We start from the raw sequence: 22,106 nt of genomic DNA, 5'->3' as shown, positions 1-22,106 counted from the left end.
GTTATCTTTAGACCTAACATAGAAGATATTAGTCCCCTCGTCATATGCTTCAATCAAAGAGACAGTAGTTCCTGCTTGGCAAGTATCTACCGCTCCATCTGCACCCGTTTTGTAGCAGTACTCATCGATTAAAGAATGAGCATCGGTACCGGCATTCCAGGTAAAGGAGAAACTGTTATCATTGGTGAAGCCCGCCGGGTTCGGCAAAATGCCGGACGGATTACCAGGGTCGGTGGCGTCATACTTGTAAGTGAAGGCGTCGAAGGCAGTATCTGCTACATTGCCGACTGCATCGACTGCTTTGACTCTTAAGTAATATGTAGTTCCGGAGGAAAGAGAAGATGCAGTGTAATTTGCTGTGGTTCTAAAAGTTCCGGCAGTAGGCTCACAATTAACCAGACCAAAACAAACCCAGTAACCGGAATACCCGCCGGTCATGCCAGAATCAGGATCTACTGCGCCGGATAAAGTAAAGTACGGGGCACTGTGGTTGTACCAGGTATCTGTAGTTAATAAGTCTCCACCGCTTGCGGAGTATGCTAAAGCACCGGATATATTGGAAGGAGGGTCAACATCTGTAGTAAAGTCATATCGGTAATCTGCCACCGATGGATTAGCTACTCCATCTGTTGATGTCAGGGTAATTCTAGTCTGCAGATATCTGTTTGTAATATCTCCCGTTAGTGCAACCATCTCTGTTCTGTTTTTGGTCTTGGTTCCGGATGATGTGTAAGTATCTATAGTCGTCCAAGCAGACCAGCCGGATGAACCGTTAGCTCCGTGTCTTACTTCAAACAAAGCGGAAGTGTTTGCAGGGATTGTTACATTGGTGGTAAACGCAGTGGATGCTCCGATGCACACACCGGAACAGTCTCCCCATTTGTAGATGTACTGCAAATCCAGATTATGGGAAGTGTAGGTACCCGGGGACTGGAGGGCGGATTCTTCGGAACCGAAAACTGCAGTAGGTTCTGTCGCCATCCATTTCCTGACACGGGCATTATCGATAAGATAATCACCAGAATAATGTGACCAAGCCGGACGTAGATTTGTTTCTACTGAATAAGCACTGGTATAATCGGTTGTCCAACTAGCGCCATAGTTAATACTTTTTTCGTAATATGCTCCACCGGTACTGCGCATTCTTACGCGGAGATTATAGTCAGTATTATTTGACCAAGTACCGGCAGCTCCGCGAGGACTACCATCTTCATATACATTTCCAGCGCAATTAGTTGTGCAGAATCCATCTCCTTGTATGTAATATCCATAAACAAGTTCCGTATAACTAATACTGCTAGTACTATCTTTCCAACCGAACATAAATGCATCATACGGGCTATAGTCACTGGTCCAACGCTGATCCCAGTCAAATACTAAATCTCCACGAGCAAATGTTGTGACACCATAGACACCAGCATTCCATGCGCCACTGCCGCTTCCGTAAATAAAACGCAATTTTCCACCACTTTCAGAAATTTTTGAAGACGGATCAACTTCTGTCCATTTTGCAACGTTGATACTGCCATCTTCAAAATCATCAAACAATGCAAAAGTATTTGTACCGTTTGAACCAGATGACACACCGGCATTGCCGTAGTACATATTAATAACTGTCGTACCGGATCCGGCTAAAGAATCAACTTCCACCCAAACAATTGCGGAAGTACTATCAACTTTTGTTTGTAACCAATAATCAAGCGCAGTGCCTCCAGAATTTGTAAAGCGAAGATCGTCAAAATCAGCCTGCATCTGTGCGTCATATGTAATTGCTAATCTCACCTGATAGTTTGTTTGCACCGCCCCTGCATTCGTAACCGTAACCGGCTGTCGGTACTGCCATCCGGCAAGCCATCCGACACCGCCACTGCCGTTAATTTGAATTGAGCCGGAACTTACCGACACATCATCTAGCGTACCCTGATTCCAATCCTCATCGGTTGAAACAGATTCTGATGCCAGAAGCGGTGCAGCAAATACCGTAAGAAAATTTGTAACAGCAAAATACCCTCCAGTTATTAACCCAAATCCAAATAGCAAAACACCAAATAGATTCAACTCCCATTTAGCAATTGTAATTTTCTGCTGAAAAAGAAAAAAAGCTAACTTACGAAGGAAGCTTTTTCGCCTTTTTATTGCTTTTCTAGCTGTTTTATTGGCTACTTTTGTTTTTTTCATTACGCATTTTGTGCGTATAAAACGCAAAAGATTGCGGAAATAATTATCCACTATTATGGATTTATTATACAACAAAAGCCCAGTTGTATCAACTAGCTTTCGCTTGGGCTCGCTAATTTTTGTATATTAAATCGAAGCTAGAAAGTACCGCCCAATCTTCCGATCCAGGAGAAGGTTTCTTCTAAATTAGATATGATCAGTTGTAGGAAAGACTCTCGTTTTCGCGAAGTTAATACAGTATAAGATCCTGACTTGGTCTGATTCCCCGCTTTGTCAGAAGATACCGCTCTAAAGTGGTATGTTTTAGCCGGGGACAACCCGCTGACTACCGCGAGATGGTCCATAACCAATTCGGCATTCTCTTCGGTTTGATCCGTGTAATCTGCGCCGGAAAGCCCGACACCGTAATCGACCTGGGAAGTTGTCGGCTCGTCAGTTTTCCACGAAATAATAATCTGTACTTTTGAATCTTCACCCGCTCCGATCGTATTTGATTCTGATTTCACTCCGCTGATTGTCGGCGGTGTCGTATCCTCAAGTGTTGTGAACTCCCTTTCATCTGAAATAGCCTCATAACCGAATACATCAGAACCTCTTACTTTAAAATTATAGAGGGTAGCATCTTCCAGTCCGAACAGCAGAATTTTATGTTCCGTAACCTGCGCCGTGTTTCCCTGTGTCTTCGGCGGAATTTTTTCTGAATAATATTCTACCTCAGATGTTGTCGGTACGTTCGTTGTCCAAAATATTTCCGTTTGGCCCTCTGATTGATTTTCATACGAAACATCAAGGACGGTTGGGAATGTCAGCGTGCTGAATGTGTAATTATCGGAAGTGACAGGATTGCCGTTCCGGTCCACTCCGCCGATCCTGATATTATATGTCGTACTGTCCGAAAGTCCTTCCAGTTTAATCGTATGAGTGAGCGCGAAGGAGCCAGATATGTCGGTATAAGAAAGCCCATAATCGGTGGTCGTACCATATTGAACTACAGAAGTTACTTCTTTATTGGTATTCCACTGAATGATTGCGTCGTAAAGTTTGACATCGGACACCGTTACATCCAAAACGCGCGGAGCTTCCAGTGTTGTAAAATCATCAACTTCTGAATAGGCCACATTCTCATCATTATCAATACTCTTTATCCGGAAATAGTATTTGGTTTCCGGTTTTAAACCAGTTACCTTAACTTCGTGACTTTCAACCTGATCGGAAGTCCCCTGTTCTTCGGTTAAGTTAGACGCGCTTGTCCCATATTCCACAAACGAAGTGGTGATACGTTCGGTACGCCATGTCACTAATGCAGAGAAAGAGTCTGGAGTAACACTAGGCGCTTCAGTAATCGCAGCTGGCTGAGTGAACCGTCCTTCAGGAATTTCAGAAACAACCTGTGTCGGCTCGGAAGTAGCCTGGGCTTTATCACGTGCTGTTACTTGATAAAAATATTCTGTTGAATTATCGAGACCTGTATCCAAATACCCGGTTGAGGTGATAGTGGCGATTTCTTCATAACCATCCAATTCATCCGCCTGTTTATTTACATCATCAGACTGTGCTGTAGAAGTTGCATCTTTGCGGTAAATCGTATAATAAATTTCATCGCCAATCGCATAACCTTCGGGAGGATCCCAGGTGTTTGTAATAGAGTAACGGGAAGCATCCCGGTCCGAAGAGTCAGTTATGGTAATCGCCTGCGGTGAACTTGGCGGTGTGGTGTATGCTTCGAAATCTACTGAAGCATAGTTGGCATAATTAATATTCCCACCATCATCAATCGCCACTACGTAAAATGTATTTGCACCCTGCTGTGTCGCGGCATCAATCGGACCGACACTCCTTGCAACCGTATTCGTAGAGTTCGACTCATTCGGAATCGTATTGATAGAATAATAGTAACCTGCAACTGTTACACCTTCATCAGTCGGAGCATCCCATGTAAATGTAAAGCTATTCGTCGTATTAGACTCCGGGGTCACTAACAAATTGATTGGTGCGGATGGCGCCCCTTTGGTGGTAAATGTAAAATCAGTAGAATAACCGATATTGCCGTCCTGATCCTGCCATCGGCAGCGGTAATGGTAGGTGGTATCAGGTGTCAGATTTACCAGGGTCACAGCATGGTCAGTGGTTAGTACCGAATCGCCATCCTCATCACCATATGCAGCGGACGTACCGTATTCCACAAAAGATGTGGCCGGATGTTCAATGATATTGCCGTATTGATCCTGATCATTTAAAGTCAGCCATTCAACTGTCGCCGAACGGATATAGGCGGTTGCGGTCGGCAAACCGCTTATAGTCGGAGCAAATTTAAACTTACCTTCCGGTTTGATTGCCACAACAGCCGAGTTACCGGACTGCGTTCCGCCGGTACCGGTTGAACGCGCAAAATATGAGTAGGTAATTGTGTTATCCAGACTGGTGTCAAGATAGCCCAGTGTATTTACTTCAGCAATGTTTGTGTAATTAGCAGGGGGATCATCAGTTGTTGACGGGTTTTCACAGTCCGCTTCGCACCGGTAAACTTTATAGGATTCCACTCCGCTCCCAACATCCGAAGGTTCATCCCAGGTTAACACGACCGAATACTTATTGGTTGCGCGGTCGGATGTATCACTGGCCTGTAGACTGGCTGGTACACCCGGTGCATTAGAAGTAAAATCATAAGTTGCAGTCTGACGGCTGGAATAATCAATATTACTGACTACATCCATTGCTACGACATATATTGTATTTTCTCCCTGCAAAGTCGCTGCCGAGAATGATGGCAAGACACGGCTAGCCGACTGGGTTGTGGTAGTCCACCCCCCATCCGATGACGGTGTCGGGCTACCGCTATAATTTGCACCGCAAGTCTCTGCACTTGGTTCTTCATTTATGGTATAGCAGTATTGTAAAATATCGCTAGCAGCACATGGTGTCGCGCCCAAACAGGTTGTTGGCAACTCCCAAGAAATGGAAAACGTATTATTATCCACCTGCGCAAGCGGATCAACTGTTATTGATGCCGGTGCATTTGGCGGACCTCCGGTATAAAAATAACCGGTAGATGCATAGCTCGCAGCATCATTATTAGCTGTATCTCGCGCACGGACATAAAAAGTATTTACACGGGTCTGATAGTGCGGGACATTACTAAGCGTACATGTTCCGCCACTGCAGATTGTTTCATCATTGACACATGTATCACCTGAGCTGCCGGTATGATAGCAATACTGGGCAATGCCGGATGATCCCTCATCATTAACATTAGTCCAGGTAAAATCAAAATCGTCAGCTGAAGACATATAAGTTCCAACAGACAAATCCGTAATGTTATTCGGTAGACTATTATCAATTAAGAATGTAAATCCATCTACTGCACTGTCAGTGATATTGCCGTTGATATCTTTTGTTTTTATTCTTAAGTAATAATTTCCATTTGTAATCGCAGCACTGCTTTGCGTAGCGGCATTCCATGAACCGGTTATATGGTCAGAGGCAACATTATAATAATTTGTTCCACTATTATAAGCTAAATTTGTCGGGTCGCTAGCATTGTCAACAGGATCTTTTGTAATATCTGTCCCAAAGTAAACATAATAACCTTCAATTCCAATCCCTCCGACATTATCAGACGAAGTCCACTCAAAATAAGGTGTCGAGTCATTCGTCCAAGTATTATTGGTAATTCCGGTTGTTTTACTGTTGTTGGTATACCCATTCACCGGAACTGCCGGGTTATTCGGATCTACCCCATCCGTGTAATAGCTGATGCTGAAATCATTGACCGTTGGCGTATAGACCCGATCTGAATTGAAGGTAGCTCTAACCTGAATATATTGAGCTGGAGTTGATTCGATAGTATAATGGTCAGTTGTTCCGCTGATCTGAGCATTGGAAACATCCGTCCATGTAGACCAGTTAACATTACCTTCATCTGCTGAACAACCGCTGTTGGAACAGGTGCGTGTTTGATAAATAAGTGAAGTATTTTCTGCGACAGTGTCATTAACGGTCAATCCACCGAAACTATAAATACTAGGTACGCTGACGATTTGTGAAGTCCAGGTACCGGTTCTTTGAAAACTGGTCGTGGCAGTCTGCTGAACATAGCGGTCCATAGTAGATGTGTTATAACCGCGGAATCCGTAAAGAATATTATCCGGACCGGTAATCAGACGACCACCATAGTAGAAATTATTGAGCGATCGGACCGACCAAGAGCCGTTGGCTGCGCCGTCAATATCATAAACCAGGAAATCGGTATTATTTGTATTACCGCGTGGTACAAAAATATTTCCACTATCATAAGTACAGGCATTACCAAATTGAGCAGCATAGCCAAGTGTAATGTCGGTCAGCGTGTCCAACTGCCAGTCGCAAGTCCCTACTCCATTTACGTCAGTTGATAAATTACAATAATAAATATCGCGTTGGTTTGACCCGCGAATCATATAGAGCTTGTCAGCCGCGTCACTATCCCAAACTGCGCAGGCACCTTGATTAATTGCCGCTGGCGTAGCTTCAATTTGAGTTGTCCATGCTCCACTGGATGTGCCAGAAATTTTATAAGAATAAAACTGCGTCTGCCCAGCGCCACGCGCGGTATATATTGTGTTATTACCGTCAAATACCAACTTCGCTCCATCACCGACTGCCGCCGGCGTGTCCCCCTTACGCGTCCACATATTGGTCGCGGGATCATATTCATAAAATCGGGATATAACTTCACCATAAGGCGGCGCACCGGTTAGTGCGTATACTTTGCCGCCAACATAAATCAGGTCAGATCCGGTATTCATACGCATCGGCACATCCATCATTCTCTGCCATGCTTTAGTTGAGATGGTATATTTATAGAAATCAGCAGTCGCTCCTGGATTACCTCGCGTAATATATAAAGTATCATTACCGTCATAAGCCACACCACCATAGTAGAATCCATTGCTGGAACCGCCATGTGGCATGGTTGGATTGCGCCATTCATTTTCTAATACATCAAAGCTTAGGAAGCTGTATTCATTATAACTTCGCATGATATAGATAATATCACTCGTTGTGTCATACACCATCCCATTTGTAGAACCATAATTGTGTGTTGCAGGCAGATCCGGCATATTGCTCCACAAATCATTGATAATATCGTACTTCAGAAAATCTGTTGTATAGGTACCGCCAACATAGTACAAATAGCCATTATCAAATGTCATAGTTGCGCCATAATTCGTCTTGGAAGGTGCTGAGGAAGGCACGGCGGTTAAAAATGTCCAAGCCCCGTTTTGAATATCATAGCGCCAAAAATGGTTGGATCCGCCACCACGTGTAGCAAAGATACAACCTTGAAGATCAAGACAGTAATCGCCATTAGGAACATAAGAATAAGAAGCACCATAGTTGAATGCAATATCCGGATCAGCCGCCGCCGGATCGGACCACGTGCCTGCTGAGATTGAGTAGCGGTAAAAATTAACTTGTCCGGCGCCACGGGAAGCAAAAATATAATCTCCCCCTGTCCAGATTAGCCCCCCTCCATAGCCAACTGATAATGGCACTACCGTTAGCCCAGTCCAAGTATTTGCCAAAATATCATAACGCCGAAATCCGGTTCCATTACCCATGGTGGCAAAAATACAACCGCCGTCATCCGTACAACCACTACTGATTCCGTCCGGAACGTATACAATCGCTGAACCTGTATATGCATTGGCACCGGTATTAGCTAAAGCAGTCCATGTTTTTGTGGATATAGTATATTTCAAAAATGTTTGTGTGTTGATTGAACGCAAAACATAAACTGTATCGTTACCGTCCCAGGCAAGCGATGTGTCATTATACATCGTCAATCCGCCCAATGCATTAGTCCCGACTGCCGGCAGATCCATCCAGGTACCAGGACTGATTGCATCCAGAGTCATGTCTAAATTGCCGTTCGCTGCGGTATTAATATTGCTGTCCGTACCAAGTGAAAATTCAGCCTGGTCATCCCATATTGTTTCAGTTGCTGAAGCAATACCAGTATATGTGTAAGTAAACGCTGTCGTGGTTGCAGCCGTGTTGCCGGAATTGTCTTTCACCTGAATTCGTAAATAATAATTCGGTCCGGGAGCGGCAGTGACCATGTCAGTATTTACTTCAAATGATGTTCCGGTTTGAAAATAATCCTCATCGTCCGATGGATTAAAAGCACTATTGGTTGTCCAGGCGACATAATAACCGGCAATCCCGGAATCATCAGTCGGCGCTGTCCATTCAAAGTACGGATTAGTATAGTGATACCCGTTGGCATATCCGGAAGTCAGCGTGGTCGCTTTTAAACTATCTGCATAGCCACTCACAGAGGGGTTTGTCGGCGAAGTACCGTCCTTATCGTAATTTATCGTAATACTGGTCAGGGTTGGGGTATTAACACCATCTGAAGTTAAAGCTGCTTTAACCTGGATATATTGTGCTTCATCAGATTGAATCGTGTCACCGCCCCCGATATTTGCCCAGTCGGACCAGCTGACTTTATCCGAAGATGTTCTGGTTTGAAATGCGACACTAGTAGTACCCGGGGTTGTCGCTGATGAAACCAAACTGGTGAACGTGTTTACAAACCCAAGATCAATCGGTTCTGAAATCCAATCTGCAGAAGCAATGTAGGCATTAGCGGTCGGGGTAAAACTACTGATCGTAGTTGTGCCCATACCCTGCTGGAAATACATCTTATTGTGAACACTGTCATAAGCCAAGGCATTATTATAACCAACTCGCGCCGGCAAATCCGCAATCTGATACCATGTGCCATCATCACCATTAATATCGTATTTCCACATTCTAGTATCAAAGTTTCCATCCGTGGCATAAATATTACCTTGGCCGTCATAGGATAAAGATGCGGTATTAATTGTGGCTGTCGGCAGATTGTCGCCAGTTAAAGCGGTCCAGGTATTTGCACTGACATTGTACCTGTACCAATCCCCTCTTAAATTCCCGGTAAATGCATAAACACATCCGCTAGTATCCGCGCACCACTCCGGATGTCCGGCATTATAGGGAACGTTTACAAGTGCAGCACCGGCATACACTCTTTGCGGCAATGGTTCCAGATGAGTCCAAGCAGCACCGTTATAACTGAAGAAGTGATTACTTCCCGCAGCGGATGCTGCACCCTTTAAGGCATAGACCGTAGTACCCATGCAGGTAATAGAACTACCATATGAAGCATTGGCAGCGGCATCCGGGTAGTCATCCGCATCCGTATGGTCCGACGGCATACTGGTCAATACCTCCCATGTATTAGTAGTGTCAGGATCTTCGCTATTTATTTCATACTGATAAAATGCCAGTGAACTTTCACCATGCAGTGCATATATCCGGTTAGCGCCGTTATAACACATAGATGATCCCTGTTGCAGTGCGCCAAAATTTGTAACCGACAGATCGGAAGTCCAGGTTCTGGCAGCAATATTACGCCTCCAAAAACTAGTAGAATTTGCTCCGCGAAAAACAAATAGACAACCATCCGCATCCGCGCAATATGTCCCGCTCGGTACATACAAAACATGCCCGTTTTCTCCGCCATTGCCGGTTGATCCTTGTCCGAGTGCCGGAACTGCCGCATTGGCCTTGTCCGGAGTGGATATAGAATCCCAGCGATTATTGATGACGTCAAACTTCCAGAGTCCCGGACGGGTTCCATTATACCCCTGCTGCGAATAAACAAAATCATCCAGATAAACAGAGGACCCCCCATATGTCACCCATCCCGGAGCGTCCGGAGTGGTAGTATCCGCTACATCCCATATTTCACCCGATACATCATATTTGGAAAAATTATCAGCAATGGTATTGGCAGGATACTGAGTAGCGCCATGCAGTAAAAATAAATTACCCCGGTCATTGTCATAAGCGAATGATGAACCGTAGTTCACCCCACCCAGTGCAACCGGGATCGTCAGATCGGTTGGTGAATTGTGGTACCAGGTTTTTTCCGCGATATCAAAACGGAAAAAATTTCTGTTTCCGTTGCCATACAATGTAAATAAACATCCTTGAGTACATTTTCCGTCATATTCCTCATTAACAAACTCCAATGCCTGCCCGTTTGTCGTATAGACAAAATACGGGGTTGGCAACTGGGAGTAATTCTGATCCCATATTCCCGTATCATAATTTTGATCATTAATATCATACTCCCATAATTCATCGGTATTCCTTCCGCGCACTGCGTACAGCTTCCCAGTACCATTGGACGCAATAGATGAGCCAAGTCCCCAGGTGTCAGGAGCATCAGTTACTTTTGTCCAGGTGTCCGAGGCAATATCATAACGATAAACATGTTTGGTTGCCTGTTCCGTTTCATTTTGTTCACCGCCGTCAATCGCGAAGAGAGATTTAGTATAAGCATCATAAGTTATCGAACCGCCATAGTAAAATGCGGTCGGTGCATTTGCCAGTTGCTTCCAGGTATTGGTCTCAGGATTGTAGCGAAAAAGATATGGCCTTCTGTTACCGACAATCTGGTATATATATGTTCCATCAGTGGTCAGATCCGCTCCGTAGGAAGGTCCGTCATATGTCCAATAGTCATAGCCGGCAGTATCTGTTAAATAACCGGCCGTATCTCCATCCCAGGTTCCGCCACCGCCGTCATTAATCTTGATCTGATTGGCGCTCGATGTTGTATCAACTGTATTCGGATAAAATTCGCCCGCTTCCCATTCTGCTTTTGTATCAATAGTATAAGTTGCCGCGACAGCATTGATCACAACAACATGGTAGATCCAGTATGCTCCAGCCAGAACCGCTACTGATATAATCGTCGCCAATTGAAATGATTTCTTTTGGTATAATTTTTTCCAATCCGCTGTTTGATCCTTTTTCTTTTTTCTAACAAAAAAGGCATGCTTTTTTTCTTTATTTAACATACCCCAAGACTTACTCCTTTGTGGTTTCTTTTTCGATTTTCTAGCAATCAGAAACACGAGTTTCTTTTTGGTTTTTGATTTTCTTTTATTTTTACCCGAAAATTCGGACATATTACGCTCTCGGTTATTGTCCTGCTTTTGTTTTATTATACCATATAATTTTAGCACAAATTTTACATTATGTCAACAATATGTTGACAACAAAAAACTGGATAATCAATCCAGCTTTTCTTGTGCATTCTACCTTATTCTCATTCTGTAGAATTGGTATTTGTGTCTTCTACCGGCACCCAGTCTTTAACCGTTCCACAGTATGGGAACAGAGTCCGGCAACAATCCTGATTGGAAGTTTTACACACATTGGAAAAAGTAACGGTAATTCTTTCTCCGATATAGGCTCTGAACTGTTCCTTCATTGTATCGTATTTTCCCAGACCTATTTCATTTCCTGATGCAGTAGTTATCCCGTATGATTCACTTGGCGTATTGTATCCCTTCAAATACACCATCCCGGTTGCGACAACATCCTGCTCTGTAACAGTATTGTCGGTATTAGTATTTTCATTCGTAACCGCGTTAGTGTTTTCTTCAACAGCTGTATTGGTATTGGCGACAGGCGCTGTATTAGTATTGGTTTTTGTCGTACCACAGCCGGTCATAAAGAAGACAGCGGGTAGAATAATGCTAATTGAGATTAATTTCTTTATCTTCACCCCGTTAGAAATAAATAATTAAATAAATGATTTTAACAAGCTAAATTGATACCATACCCTATTAGACAGACAACACTCAATTTCTAACGGGGTTCATAAATTTATTTTAATTTTGATATTTAAAGTATAGCATATTTTTAAATATTTATCATCTTAAATTGTTTTAGCTATTCTTTGCATCAATTCCAGATAAAAATTCACGTTGTGGATTGTGGCGAGCCGGTAAGCTAAAGGCTCTTCAGCCGAAAAAAGATGTCTTAAATAACTCCTGGAATAATTTTTGCAGGTGACACAATCACATTGCTGATCAACCGGCTTCATATCCAAACGATACTTCGACTGCTTGATTCTTATCTCCTCGTAAAATTTTCCTTTCAAATTTTTATTGCGCCATGCATATATAAGGCCGTGCCTAGCATTGCGGGTTGGGATCACACAATCAAACATATCTACTCCCCTTTTCACCGCTTCATAAATCTGTTCCGGTTTGCCGACACCCATCAGATAGCGCGGTTTATCTTCCGGCAGTTCCGGAATCACCCAGTCCAGCACTTCGTACATTTTTTCTGTCGGCTCACCTACCGCTAAACCCCCGATGGCATAACCGTCAAAGCCAATATTTTTCAGATCATTTGCGTGCTGAATACGCAGATCTTTATAGGAAGAGCCTTGTACAATACCGAACAGCATCTGCTTATTTTTTTTGTGGGATTTTTTTGCACGCCCCGCCCAGTGAGTTGTCAGCTCCATGGATATTCTGGCTTTTTCTTTTGTCGCCGGATAAGCCGGACATTCATCCAGAACCATCATGATATCCGAGCCGATTGTTTCCTGAATTTTAATCACTTTTTCTGGAGTCAGCATGTGTTTTGATCCGTCGTAGGTTGACCGGAATTCCACGCCTTTTCTGGAAAGCTTCACCATGTTTTTGTCAGGATTTTTTCTGGAACCCAGAGAGAATACCTGATATCCGCCGGAGTCAGTCAGGATCGCCCCTGGCCAGTTCATAAACTTGTGCAAACCGCCGGCCTTTTTGATCACAGGCATGCCCGGCCTTAAATACAGATGATATGTGTTGCTCAAAATAATTCCTGATTTGAGATCCAGAATGTCTTCACTGCTCAGCGCTTTGACCGAAGCTTTGGTAGCAATCGGCATGAAAAACGGGGTTTCTAATTCACCGTGCGCGGTATGCAAGATTCCTTTTCTGGCAAGAGTCTTTTTGTCTTTCTTGATCAGTTTAAAATTGTTCATAATCCCGGTATTGCCTTGATAAAGTCTTCCATAGTCAAAAATAAATAGTCCGGGTTTTCTGCTTGAAGATCTTCCGGAAAGTGATAACCCCAACCAACAGCTATTGTTTTTACTCCTGCTTTTTTCCCCTCTTTAATGTCGCCGGTTGTATCAGTTACAAAATAGGTTCTCTCCAGATCAGGATTTTCCTTTGCCAAAATTTTACTTATCTTTTCTACTTTTGACGTGCCGTTTTCTGCGCCTAGTATTTCCTTAAAATGACCTAATAGATTATATTTTTTTAAGTATTTTTTCATCGCTCTCGTTGAACTGGAACTGACGATATATATTGTCTCATCTTTTAGTGCCGATAATAAATCATTAGCTCCTTCATACAGCGGGATCCGGCTGTTATACTGCACGCTTCTTTCTTTGATTATGGAATATAGTTTCGGATATCCATCATCTGGTACACCCAATTCTCGGAAAGAATCAAAAATGTTTTTATGATACATCCGCCTGACTTCATCAATAGTCGGTTTTTTAATATCAAAAGAGCTTAAAAATATTCCGATCGCATCCGTGGCTTCCTTCAGGCTGTCCACAATTACTCCGTCAAAGTCAAATAAAAAAAGTCGATCTTTATTTTTATCAGTTTTTTCTATCATACAATATTTCCTTAGAACAAAAATTATACATTATCAATTTTGCATTATGCATTATATTATCCTACTCGCCTTCTATTTCCCGCAGAATTATTGTATCGCCGGGAACTTTATTAAAAACTAGCTTTGCTTTTTCTGCCAGTGTTCCTTTTAAAAGATAATCCAGATGAAACCGCAAATTTTCTTCCGACACGATTTCACCATGATCCTCCATCTCTCCCAGATCGATAACAATCTCAGAAACTGTTTTCATTTTATTTTCTTTGGCTTTTTTCTGCACTGCATCGCAGATGTCTTTGGCCGTCATTAGATCATGCATGGTTTTAATGTAAAATTTATTATGTATAATTAATAATTATTTTTTTGAATTTTTGATAATCGTTGTTAGAATTTTAATTATTTCTTCTGATTTTTCTCTTACAATTTTTACCGAGCAGAAGCGAATTCATTCGCTTTTTGTTAACATGTTTCGAATGAATTCGAAACTACCCATATTGATTAATTATACATTTTATTTTTCAAATTTTAATCGACGCTGAATTCTAAATTCATTCAATTGCTCTACTTCACCTTCATCCAAATCTGATTGATTATCCAATTTTCGTAAAACGTCTACGAGTTCCAGAGCCTCTGTTTCATCCTGTACTATATAAACATTATCACTATCATTAATTACAGTTTCAAATTTTCTCATTAATTCAATATGAGAATCACCTATGACAATCAGCGGTTTAGATTCTACTTGAAACTTAGGTTTTAATTTTTTGTCGAAATGCAAATTTGCAAATACTTCCAGTTCTGTGCCCGCATCGCCTGGTAAAACAATTGTTGCTGACGAATCTTCCATTAATATCCCTAGTCTCAAATACATATCCTTATTGCCTTCAGCTACTTCAATCTTTATGTGTTCACCTTTTGGCACCCAAGCAGGTGCAAATCGTTCAGCCGTAATACCCTTTGGGTATGGATAAACTAGAGATAAAAGTTCCTTAGTGTGTGTATCTTGCCTCATTTCATTGATTGCCTGATTAGCGCCTTCTAGCCCACCTTTCATCGCTCCTGTATCATAACCACCCGTTTGAATAGGATAAAATCTCTCAGTTAAATCATGACCCAAAATTCTAGCAGATTCTTCAGAGTTACCACCGCCTAATAAACTAACTCTATATTTAACCCTTTGAGCTAAATCTTTTAATTCGGCATCTTGTTCAAAAAATAATTCGGGCTGTTCGCCTTCTCTGCTTTTCATATATTTTTCATTTATCATGTGTTTATTTTAAATGAATTCGAATATAACCCTATGGATTAATTATATATTTAATGAGTTTGTATTATTTCTTCTGATTTTGCTCTTACAATTTTTACCGAGCAGAAGCGAATTCATTCGCTTTTATTTTAATCGTTCGAATAAATTCGAACCTACACGCGACACGCTAATGAGTGGCGCAAGTCATGCATGGATCATAAGCACGCACCAGCATTTTAATTTTTCTTCTGGACGCTTGAGAGGATACATTATGTATGTCCGGAAGAAATGCTTTGATATCTTCCTCCAAGTTATTCACAAACTGAGCGGTAGGGGTAATAATATTCACGTTCTTTAGGAAACCCAGTTTATCTATTTCGTATACATGAAAGAGGGTTCCGCGTGGTGCCTCAATTACACCTATTCCGGTACCGGCTTTTATTTCGTACTTTCTTACCAGGCAGGATCCCTTCATCTTCAAATACTGATTGATCAGTGTTTTACATTCTTCCAAACCGTTAACCGTCTCAATCATTTGCCCCAAAATATTATGGAAGGTATTGTATGAAGGAAACTCAATCCCAGATGCGTTCAGTAGTGCTTTGGCTTTCGGTTTTAAAAGATTCCGGTTCACGTTGAGACGCGCCAATGCGCCGACCATATAGATCTTGCCGTAAAGTTTGGTCTTTTTAATTCTCTGCCAGTTACTGTATTCTTCCTCTACTTCCTTAATAAATTTTTCTTTGGTTATCGCTTTATCTATAGTAGAAGTAAGCGTGCCCTGATAGATCGGATATTCTTTTTTATTGGTCAATGAAATAAACTCGGTTTTACGGGAGAATTTGGGATACTTCAAGGAATTAAATATTCCTGTAATCTTTGCTCCGATTTCAAGTAAAGGGTCAATCTGTTTTAAAAGGATTGTCAATTCCCGCTCATCAGGATTTTTCATGAACCCACCCACAGCGGAATTCATGGGGTGGATTGACCGTCCGCCGATCACTTCAATCAGCTTATTACCGAATGCACGAATCTCCAGCGCCTGTTTTGTTTCTTCAGGAAAATCCTTTAGAAGTTTCAGACTGTTCTGCATTTTAAAATAGTCCGGTAAGGTGAGAAAATAAAGATGCAAGCTGTGACTCTGAATGAACTGGCCCCACATCATCAGTTTTCTCAAAACAACGGTTTTCTCGCTGACTTTTACTTTCATCGCATCTTCAATCGCCAATATACTGCCCAGATTGTGCACAACGGGGCAAACACCACAAATTCGCGCGGTTATTAAAGGTGCTTCTTGATAATTCCGACCAACCAAAATACCCTCAATAAATCTGGAGCCTTCCAGCGTTTTGAACCGGGCACGGTTAATCTCGCCGGATTCCAAATCCGTGATCAGGCTGGCATGTCCTTCAATTTTTGCTACATGATCAAATTTGATTCGTCTTTTCATCCCGTTAGAAATTATGTGAATTATCCAATTGAATTTTAACTTTGTCTCCCGCTATTTTTATTGATTTCTAACGGGATTCATTTTATTATCCGACAGAGTTTATAGTTTTTCGATCTGATCAATAATATTTTTATCAATGTCAAAATATCCTGACTTCATTTTTTTAATTTCATTTTTTGCCGCACTTTCTCCGGGTATATGTATATCCTTTACTCCTTTAATCTTTTTAGCCTCATCCACTTCTTTAATCAGTTGATTCATGTCACTGCTGAAATCTTTTTTAGTCGTAAATACATAAGGATCAATTACAATAAACAGAAGCCCGCGGACATTCTTTGTTTTCTTACCAACTTTTGTCCTGACAAAAGGCCCGGTCAGTATTTCCAATGCCAGCGCCAAAATATATCCCTTATACCCGCCGAACGGCAAAACCGCCGTAACTTTATCCGGATCATTGGTATTTTTTCCGTTTTTATCAATTGCCCAGCCACTAGGTATTTTTTTACCTAATGTTTTTGCCAGTTTAATTTGATTGAAGGCTCTTTCCGAAACCGCCATATCAATCACAAACGGATATTCCTTATAAGGAATGCCGATCCCGATCGGGTTAGTGGAAAGGATCGCTTCTCTGGATCCGGTCGGGGCCAATAACGGACCGCCGCCGTAGTTAAAACACAAAGCAATCATGCCTTTACGCGCTGCCACTTCCGCCCAGGTACCCGGTCTTAAGAACGAATGAATGTTGTTACCGCCCACCATGGCAATACCGGTTTTTTTCGCTTTCTTAATCGCCATTTCAATTGCTTTGTAAGCCACAATTTGGCCGATATCCCGGTTGCCTTCAATAAATGCGTACGCCGGCTTATCGATTGCGATCTTATAATGGCCTCTCTTAGTCTGTTTGAGTCTCTCGTAAGCATTGATAAACCCGAAGACACCGTGTGATCGTTTTTCTTTAAGTTCACCGGCAATGTATTCAAAAGTAATTGCTTTCGCTTCTTCCGCCGTAAAGCCCATTTTGCGCAGTTTATTTTTTAATAATTTCTCAACCGCCTCAATTTGGATACGCATAGTTTTTTATACTTTAATTTATTTTTTCTGGCAATGAATGCTAATTAAGAGTAAGGATCAACAATTATGAATTACATGTTACGAGTTACTAATTGAATCATTAACTTCTAATCTTAAACCTAACCCCTTTGCCCTCTACCCTACCTACAACCTATTCAACCAGTCTTCTTGGATCCCGTAAATTTGTAAAATGTGATGCAGTGCTTTCTTTCCGATCATCTTTTCTATCTTCGCATTGAGTGTCTTTACCGCATCATCCATTGTATCCTCTTTTAAAATACCCCGGCAGCCCCGGCAATAATAACGGCTGTTCAGGCAGACAGCATTGCATCCGCCCTGAATCACCGGACCGAGACAGGGTTGACCCTGTTGCAGGAGGCACGGATTGCCGTTGCTCTGACATTCATAACAGACCGGACGGTGGGAAAGCTGTGGTTCAATACCTTGTGCAACATCCGTAAACACTTTCAAAAATTCTTTGTTATCAATCGGGCAACCGGGGATCACCAGATCTACTTTTACGTAGCGGGAAATAGGATGGATATCCGGATTATATGCTGTTTTATTTTTTGGGTAGACATAACTGGCTTTCTTCTTTTTATCAACATAGTTTTTTATCCCCGGTACAACCCCTAAAGCCGCACAACTGCCTACCGCCACCATGAAGTCAGTTTTTTTTCTCATTTCTTTTAAAACTTTCGCGTTTTCTAATGTTAAAGGCGCGCCGTCCACAAATGTGATATCATAATGCCTCTTCCCCTTCATTTCTTCCAGGAAATGGTGCTCCCCTAATTTATAATGATGCACCAGGGCGTTAAAAAATTCCCCGCCCAGATCAAGCATGGCAAACGAGCAGCCTTCACAGCCGGAAAGACTCAGGAAAGCAACAACCGGTTTCTTTTTTTTCTTTGTTATTTTTTTTGTTACTATTTTCTTGGTCATAATGATAGATTGGCTAAGGTAATTGCTTGATTGGTATAAATATTAAGATTATTTGCCTGCATGGGCGTTATTTTTTCACAAACCGCATTCCAATGAAACGTTACCAGATCACCAGGGCTAATTTCAGTTTCCATTAACTGCCCGTCAACCTCTAGCAGTATTTCTTTTTGTTTTTTTCCGCCTTTTGCCAGCTTGCCTTCAATTATTTCTAAGGGTGAATATTCAACTAACAATCTATCCGTCATTTTTTTTATTACCCTTCCATAACTGATACAACAATTGTCCATAGTTTCAACGGTGTGGTTGATGGAAAGGTGTCCGGTCCGGCGGAAAATATTTAAAACATGGAATGAATGATGCGGTTTGGCTCCCATCGGCAGTTTGCCGTACACGTACTGCAGTGATTTGCGGTCAATTTTTTTCTGCAGGGAAAATTCGTCAGTTAAATATTTGTAATACTGCTTGGCGGAAATGTTTTCTAATAAACTGTTGCCGATCCAATAGGCTTCTACCACCTGTTTGTGAAAAGGATCAGGGATTCTGTTGGTTCTGGCGATAAAATTCAGATACGGCTTCAGAGTCTGAAAATCTGTCAATATTTCTTTCAATCCGTCATCCTGTTCATTGTTCGCAATGTACCCGATTAAGTTTTCATTTTCATCAGGTCCGCAATATCCCAAATTATTCGGCATATAGGCGTATCGGGCGCAGGCAATGATTCCTTCCATTATTATTAGGGATTAGGGGTTAGGGATTAGGGGTTAGGGAGTAGGTTTTAGGGTAGATGGCGAGGACATCCTGTAACGTACATTCCGAATGAAACTTAGTGTTAAAACTGCAATACCAGAAATAATCAGCAATGACCCGACCGCGCTGTCCCAATCCAGTGCTTTTTTCTGAAATACCTCATCCAAAAATGTTGTGATCGGAGAGGCAAAAACCAGAACGCTTGTAACCAGCGTAGCCGGAGCTCTTTTTAGAGCATGGAACCAGGTTAATACAAACAGAAATAAAATAGCACCAGTTAGCATTGACCATCCCCATCCGGTAGAAGAAGCTGACAATAAATTATCAAATCGTCCAGTTAATGCCAGGAACAACAAAATAAATACAACGCCAATTGATAGTCTTGCCCATGCGACAATATTGGGATGAATTGTCTTCAATACTTTTTTGGCCACAATAAATTCTACCGACCAGAGCAATGTTGCAATAAATACCAGCGTTTCTCCCTGCCCCCAGTTAAAAGATTTCGGCCCGGCAATAATAAAATTACCAACCAGAAGCATAATAAGCGCGCCGTACTGGTACCAGCGGAATTTTTCTTTTAAAAACGGTACGGCTAACAGAGCAACCCAGATGAATAATGTCTTATGGATTAATGAAGCACTGGATGCGGAAGTAAGACTTAGCCCTTTGAAGAAAAGCAGAAAAGAGATACCACCCCCGATCAAACCAATAATGCCGAGCTTCATCCAGTCTCTCTTTGTTAAGCTTCTGATCTGCTGAATGTTTTTAAAAGCAAATATAACCCCTAAAAGTAATATTGCCGTTACGGCATTTTTCATAGCAGTATAAACGAACGGTTCACCGACTGCCGACACTCCGTTTTTGTTTACAAAATTGGCAACTCCGCTGACCAGCGCCGCACCTATAGCAAACAATATTCCCTTTTGAATCGTCGGCAGTGCTTTGAAGTATTTAATCATCCGATAATATTTTAATTGTTTCTTCCGCTTCCTTTTTTGATATTTTTTTTAATGCCAAATCCCCATACACCAGTATCCAGTCCCCCTTGACGACGCCCGGCACAGCATCAATCTTTATTTCCATTTTTCTTCCGTTTGCTTCCACGACCGCAATAGTTCCGATTTTTGATAATATTTTTCCAGGTAAAGTAATACACATATATTTATTCCAGAGCCTCCGGCATATCCTTAATCTCGGCTAAGCTAAATACCGGGCCGTCCTTGCAGACATATTTTTCTCCGATCGCGCAGTGCTCGCACATTCCGATTGCACAGTACATTTTTCGCTCCAGTGAAAGGTAAATATCTTCCGGCTTGTAACCTTTCTCGAGCAGTTTGGGAATTACAAATTTATACATAATCGGCGGACCGCAGACAGTGACAATCGCATTTTTCGGCGTACTGTGTTTTGCCAGAAGATCGGTAATATTGCCGACCTCGCCATGCCAGCGCGGACCGGCCATATCCAGAACTATCTGCGTATCATGAAAAGTACACCATTTTTTATATTGCGTTTCAAATAAAAGGTTTTTAAAATTCCTTGAACCGTAAAAAACCTGTACCTGGTTCTGACGTCCCCAGTCCTTTCGGCAAGCCTCGTCAATCAAAGGTTTGAGCGGGATTATCCCAAGCCCGCCGGCTATTACCAGTAAATCCCGTTTTTCAATTTCCTTCATCGGCCAGCCGTTGCCGTACGGTCCGCGGATATAGATCGTCGAACCGACTGCTTTCTGCTGGATGGCTCGGCTGACTTTCCCAACTCCGCGAACAGTTATCTGGACAAATTTCTTTTCCGTCGTTGCAGAATTTATCCCAACCGGAATTTCACCAATCCCGGGCAAACCAACGACTATAAACTGTCCCGGAATAAAACCAAAATTACTCTGACGTTTTTTATCTTTGAACTTTAAAGTGAAGCCTCTGGTGTCAGGAGCATCTAATACTATTTTTGTGATTATAGCCGGATAACTTTCGTAAGGATTTTTCATTTATTTGTATTTCAAAGCCGCATCTAATATTTTTCTGATATCAATTCCCACCGGACAAACCTGAAAACAGCGCAGACATCCGACACAACCTAGTATCTGTTCTCTTTCCGGTGTTCTGATGAATTTATGGATATAATAGTTTCTTAATCGCTCGGCCTTTGTTTTCAGAAAATTTTCCCCTCCGGCGATTGACGCGAAGTCATCATAAAAACAAGAACTCAGTCGGCGCTTGCGGACACCCGCTTTATCATCGCCAATTTCACCGCCCTCGTCCACCAGATCGAAGCAATAGCAGGTCGGACAGGCCACTGTGCATTTTCCGCACATGATGCAGTCCTTGGCAAATTCTTCCCAGAATTTTTTATCATTAATCACTTTTTTCATCTGTTCCTTCAGCTTCTGCGATTTAGGATCAAGCACCCCACCTTCGATCGAACCTTTGAAATCAATATGCTCATATTCATTAAAACCAAATTTTTCCAAAGTCTTTTGGCCAAGCCTGGATCCGGTAAAAATCTTTGGCTCCCCTTTTTTGCGGTGATCCAGCAGTATATCAAATTTCAGTCTTTCCAAAACGTTTTCTTCAAAGATACTCAGAAATTTGGCATCTTCTGGGACAACACATTGGCCGACAATCAGTGTATTTTGACGGTGAGCCTGATAATGCGGATCCTTTGCGAACATCTGGTCAAACAGGATCAGCGCCTTCAGATCCACCAGCGACAAACCAAAAATAACTTGCGGTGTTATAGTTTTCTTGACCTTGGGACTGGTAAAATCAAAAAGAACCTCTTCATGAGGCAGTAAAAACTGTTTAAAAGAATTCTTCGGCAGACGCAATGAAGCTGACATTTCACCCGGATTATATACCCGCTGAAATAAAAGTTCATTCTCCCTCTCAACCGGCGCAAAAACAACGTATTTTTTCAGAAGAAATTCAAGAAGTTTTGATGTGTTGAATTTAGCCATAATCTTGTGTA

At 42.0% G+C, this 22,106-nt stretch carries 15 protein-coding genes; all 15 read right to left on the bottom strand.

Annotated features, from left to right (window positions below; translation table 11 throughout):
* Positions 1-2,178: DUF2341 domain-containing protein (locus WCW66_02760; GenBank protein ID MFA6391654.1), on the bottom strand; the 2,178-nt coding region annotated here is incomplete at its 3' end.
* A 137-nt stretch (positions 2,179-2,315) separates the two neighbouring features.
* On the bottom strand, positions 2,316-11,180 hold the full coding sequence (locus WCW66_02755; GenBank protein ID MFA6391653.1) for a fibronectin type III domain-containing protein: 8,865 nt from the start codon (positions 11,178-11,180) through the stop codon (positions 2,316-2,318).
* Between the two features lie 140 nt (positions 11,181-11,320).
* Positions 11,321-11,782: a hypothetical protein gene (locus WCW66_02750; protein ID MFA6391652.1), complete on the bottom strand. Its 462-nt coding sequence runs from the start codon at positions 11,780-11,782 to the stop codon at positions 11,321-11,323.
* A gap of 153 nt (positions 11,783-11,935) precedes the next feature.
* Positions 11,936-13,036, bottom strand: coding sequence for a tRNA guanosine(34) transglycosylase Tgt (gene tgt, locus WCW66_02745; GenBank protein ID MFA6391651.1), 1,101 nt, complete (start codon positions 13,034-13,036; stop codon positions 11,936-11,938).
* Positions 13,033-13,683 carry an HAD-IA family hydrolase gene (locus WCW66_02740; protein ID MFA6391650.1) on the bottom strand — a complete coding sequence of 217 codons (651 nt, stop codon included), beginning with the start codon at positions 13,681-13,683 and terminating at the stop codon, positions 13,033-13,035. Before WCW66_02740 ends, tgt begins: the two co-directional genes overlap by 4 nt.
* 61 nt (positions 13,684-13,744) lie before the next feature.
* Complete coding sequence (locus tag WCW66_02735) at positions 13,745-13,999, bottom strand: hydrogenase/urease maturation nickel metallochaperone HypA (protein MFA6391649.1); 255 nt, start codon at positions 13,997-13,999, stop codon at positions 13,745-13,747.
* A 192-nt stretch (positions 14,000-14,191) separates the two neighbouring features.
* Positions 14,192-14,947, bottom strand: a complete 756-nt coding sequence (locus WCW66_02730) for a hypothetical protein (GenBank protein MFA6391648.1) — start codon at positions 14,945-14,947, stop codon at positions 14,192-14,194.
* A 166-nt stretch (positions 14,948-15,113) separates the two neighbouring features.
* Positions 15,114-16,376: a Ni/Fe hydrogenase subunit alpha gene (locus tag WCW66_02725; GenBank protein MFA6391647.1), complete on the bottom strand. Its 1,263-nt coding sequence runs from the start codon at positions 16,374-16,376 to the stop codon at positions 15,114-15,116.
* A 99-nt stretch (positions 16,377-16,475) separates the two neighbouring features.
* Positions 16,476-17,447, bottom strand: a complete 972-nt coding sequence (locus tag WCW66_02720) for an Ldh family oxidoreductase (GenBank protein ID MFA6391646.1) — start codon at positions 17,445-17,447, stop codon at positions 16,476-16,478.
* Positions 17,448-17,591: 144 nt separating this feature from the next.
* On the bottom strand, positions 17,592-18,389 hold the full coding sequence (locus tag WCW66_02715) for a hypothetical protein (GenBank protein MFA6391645.1): 798 nt from the start codon (positions 18,387-18,389) through the stop codon (positions 17,592-17,594).
* On the bottom strand, positions 18,386-19,117 hold the full coding sequence (locus WCW66_02710; GenBank protein ID MFA6391644.1) for a DUF6390 family protein: 732 nt from the start codon (positions 19,115-19,117) through the stop codon (positions 18,386-18,388). Before WCW66_02710 ends, WCW66_02715 begins: the two co-directional genes overlap by 4 nt.
* A gap of 33 nt (positions 19,118-19,150) precedes the next feature.
* Positions 19,151-20,098: a DMT family transporter gene (locus tag WCW66_02705; GenBank protein ID MFA6391643.1), complete on the bottom strand. Its 948-nt coding sequence runs from the start codon at positions 20,096-20,098 to the stop codon at positions 19,151-19,153.
* Entirely contained in the window at positions 20,091-20,297 is a 207-nt protein-coding gene (locus WCW66_02700; protein MFA6391642.1) for a HypC/HybG/HupF family hydrogenase formation chaperone, read from the bottom strand. The genes WCW66_02705 and WCW66_02700 overlap by 8 nt, the downstream gene beginning before the upstream one ends.
* Positions 20,298-20,301: 4 nt before the next feature.
* Positions 20,302-21,126, bottom strand: coding sequence for an FAD/NAD(P)-binding protein (locus WCW66_02695; GenBank protein MFA6391641.1), 825 nt, complete (start codon positions 21,124-21,126; stop codon positions 20,302-20,304).
* On the bottom strand, positions 21,127-22,095 hold the full coding sequence (locus WCW66_02690; GenBank protein ID MFA6391640.1) for a 4Fe-4S dicluster domain-containing protein: 969 nt from the start codon (positions 22,093-22,095) through the stop codon (positions 21,127-21,129). It lies immediately after the preceding gene.
* Positions 22,096-22,106 lie beyond the last annotated feature (11 nt).

Source organism: Patescibacteria group bacterium, from assembly GCA_041664365.1.
GTDB lineage: Bacteria > Patescibacteriota > Patescibacteriia > UM-FILTER-42-10 > UM-FILTER-42-10 > JAHJEX01.
Note: the sequence above shows the minus strand (reverse complement) of the source record. Positions and strands in the feature narration are given on the sequence as shown.

What these genes read in the sequence shown, in the direction of transcription:
- WCW66_02735 (MFA6391649.1), bottom strand. Translation starts at nt 13,999, where the DNA reads ATGCATGATCTAATGACGGCCAAAGACATCTGCGATGCAGTGCAGAAA.
- WCW66_02730 (MFA6391648.1), bottom strand. Translation starts at nt 14,947, where the DNA reads ATGATAAATGAAAAATATATGAAAAGCAGAGAAGGCGAACAGCCCGAA.
- WCW66_02755 (MFA6391653.1), bottom strand. Translation starts at nt 11,180, where the DNA reads ATGTCCGAATTTTCGGGTAAAAATAAAAGAAAATCAAAAACCAAAAAG.
- WCW66_02700 (MFA6391642.1), bottom strand. Translation starts at nt 20,297, where the DNA reads ATGTGTATTACTTTACCTGGAAAAATATTATCAAAAATCGGAACTATT.
- WCW66_02710 (MFA6391644.1), bottom strand. Translation starts at nt 19,117, where the DNA reads ATGGAAGGAATCATTGCCTGCGCCCGATACGCCTATATGCCGAATAAT.
- WCW66_02725 (MFA6391647.1), bottom strand. Translation starts at nt 16,376, where the DNA reads ATGAAAAGACGAATCAAATTTGATCATGTAGCAAAAATTGAAGGACAT.
- WCW66_02705 (MFA6391643.1), bottom strand. Translation starts at nt 20,098, where the DNA reads ATGATTAAATACTTCAAAGCACTGCCGACGATTCAAAAGGGAATATTG.
- tgt (MFA6391651.1), bottom strand. Translation starts at nt 13,036, where the DNA reads ATGAACAATTTTAAACTGATCAAGAAAGACAAAAAGACTCTTGCCAGA.
- WCW66_02715 (MFA6391645.1), bottom strand. Translation starts at nt 18,389, where the DNA reads ATGACCAAGAAAATAGTAACAAAAAAAATAACAAAGAAAAAAAAGAAA.
- WCW66_02690 (MFA6391640.1), bottom strand. Translation starts at nt 22,095, where the DNA reads ATGGCTAAATTCAACACATCAAAACTTCTTGAATTTCTTCTGAAAAAA.
- WCW66_02720 (MFA6391646.1), bottom strand. Translation starts at nt 17,447, where the DNA reads ATGCGTATCCAAATTGAGGCGGTTGAGAAATTATTAAAAAATAAACTG.
- WCW66_02695 (MFA6391641.1), bottom strand. Translation starts at nt 21,126, where the DNA reads ATGAAAAATCCTTACGAAAGTTATCCGGCTATAATCACAAAAATAGTA.
- WCW66_02740 (MFA6391650.1), bottom strand. Translation starts at nt 13,683, where the DNA reads ATGATAGAAAAAACTGATAAAAATAAAGATCGACTTTTTTTATTTGAC.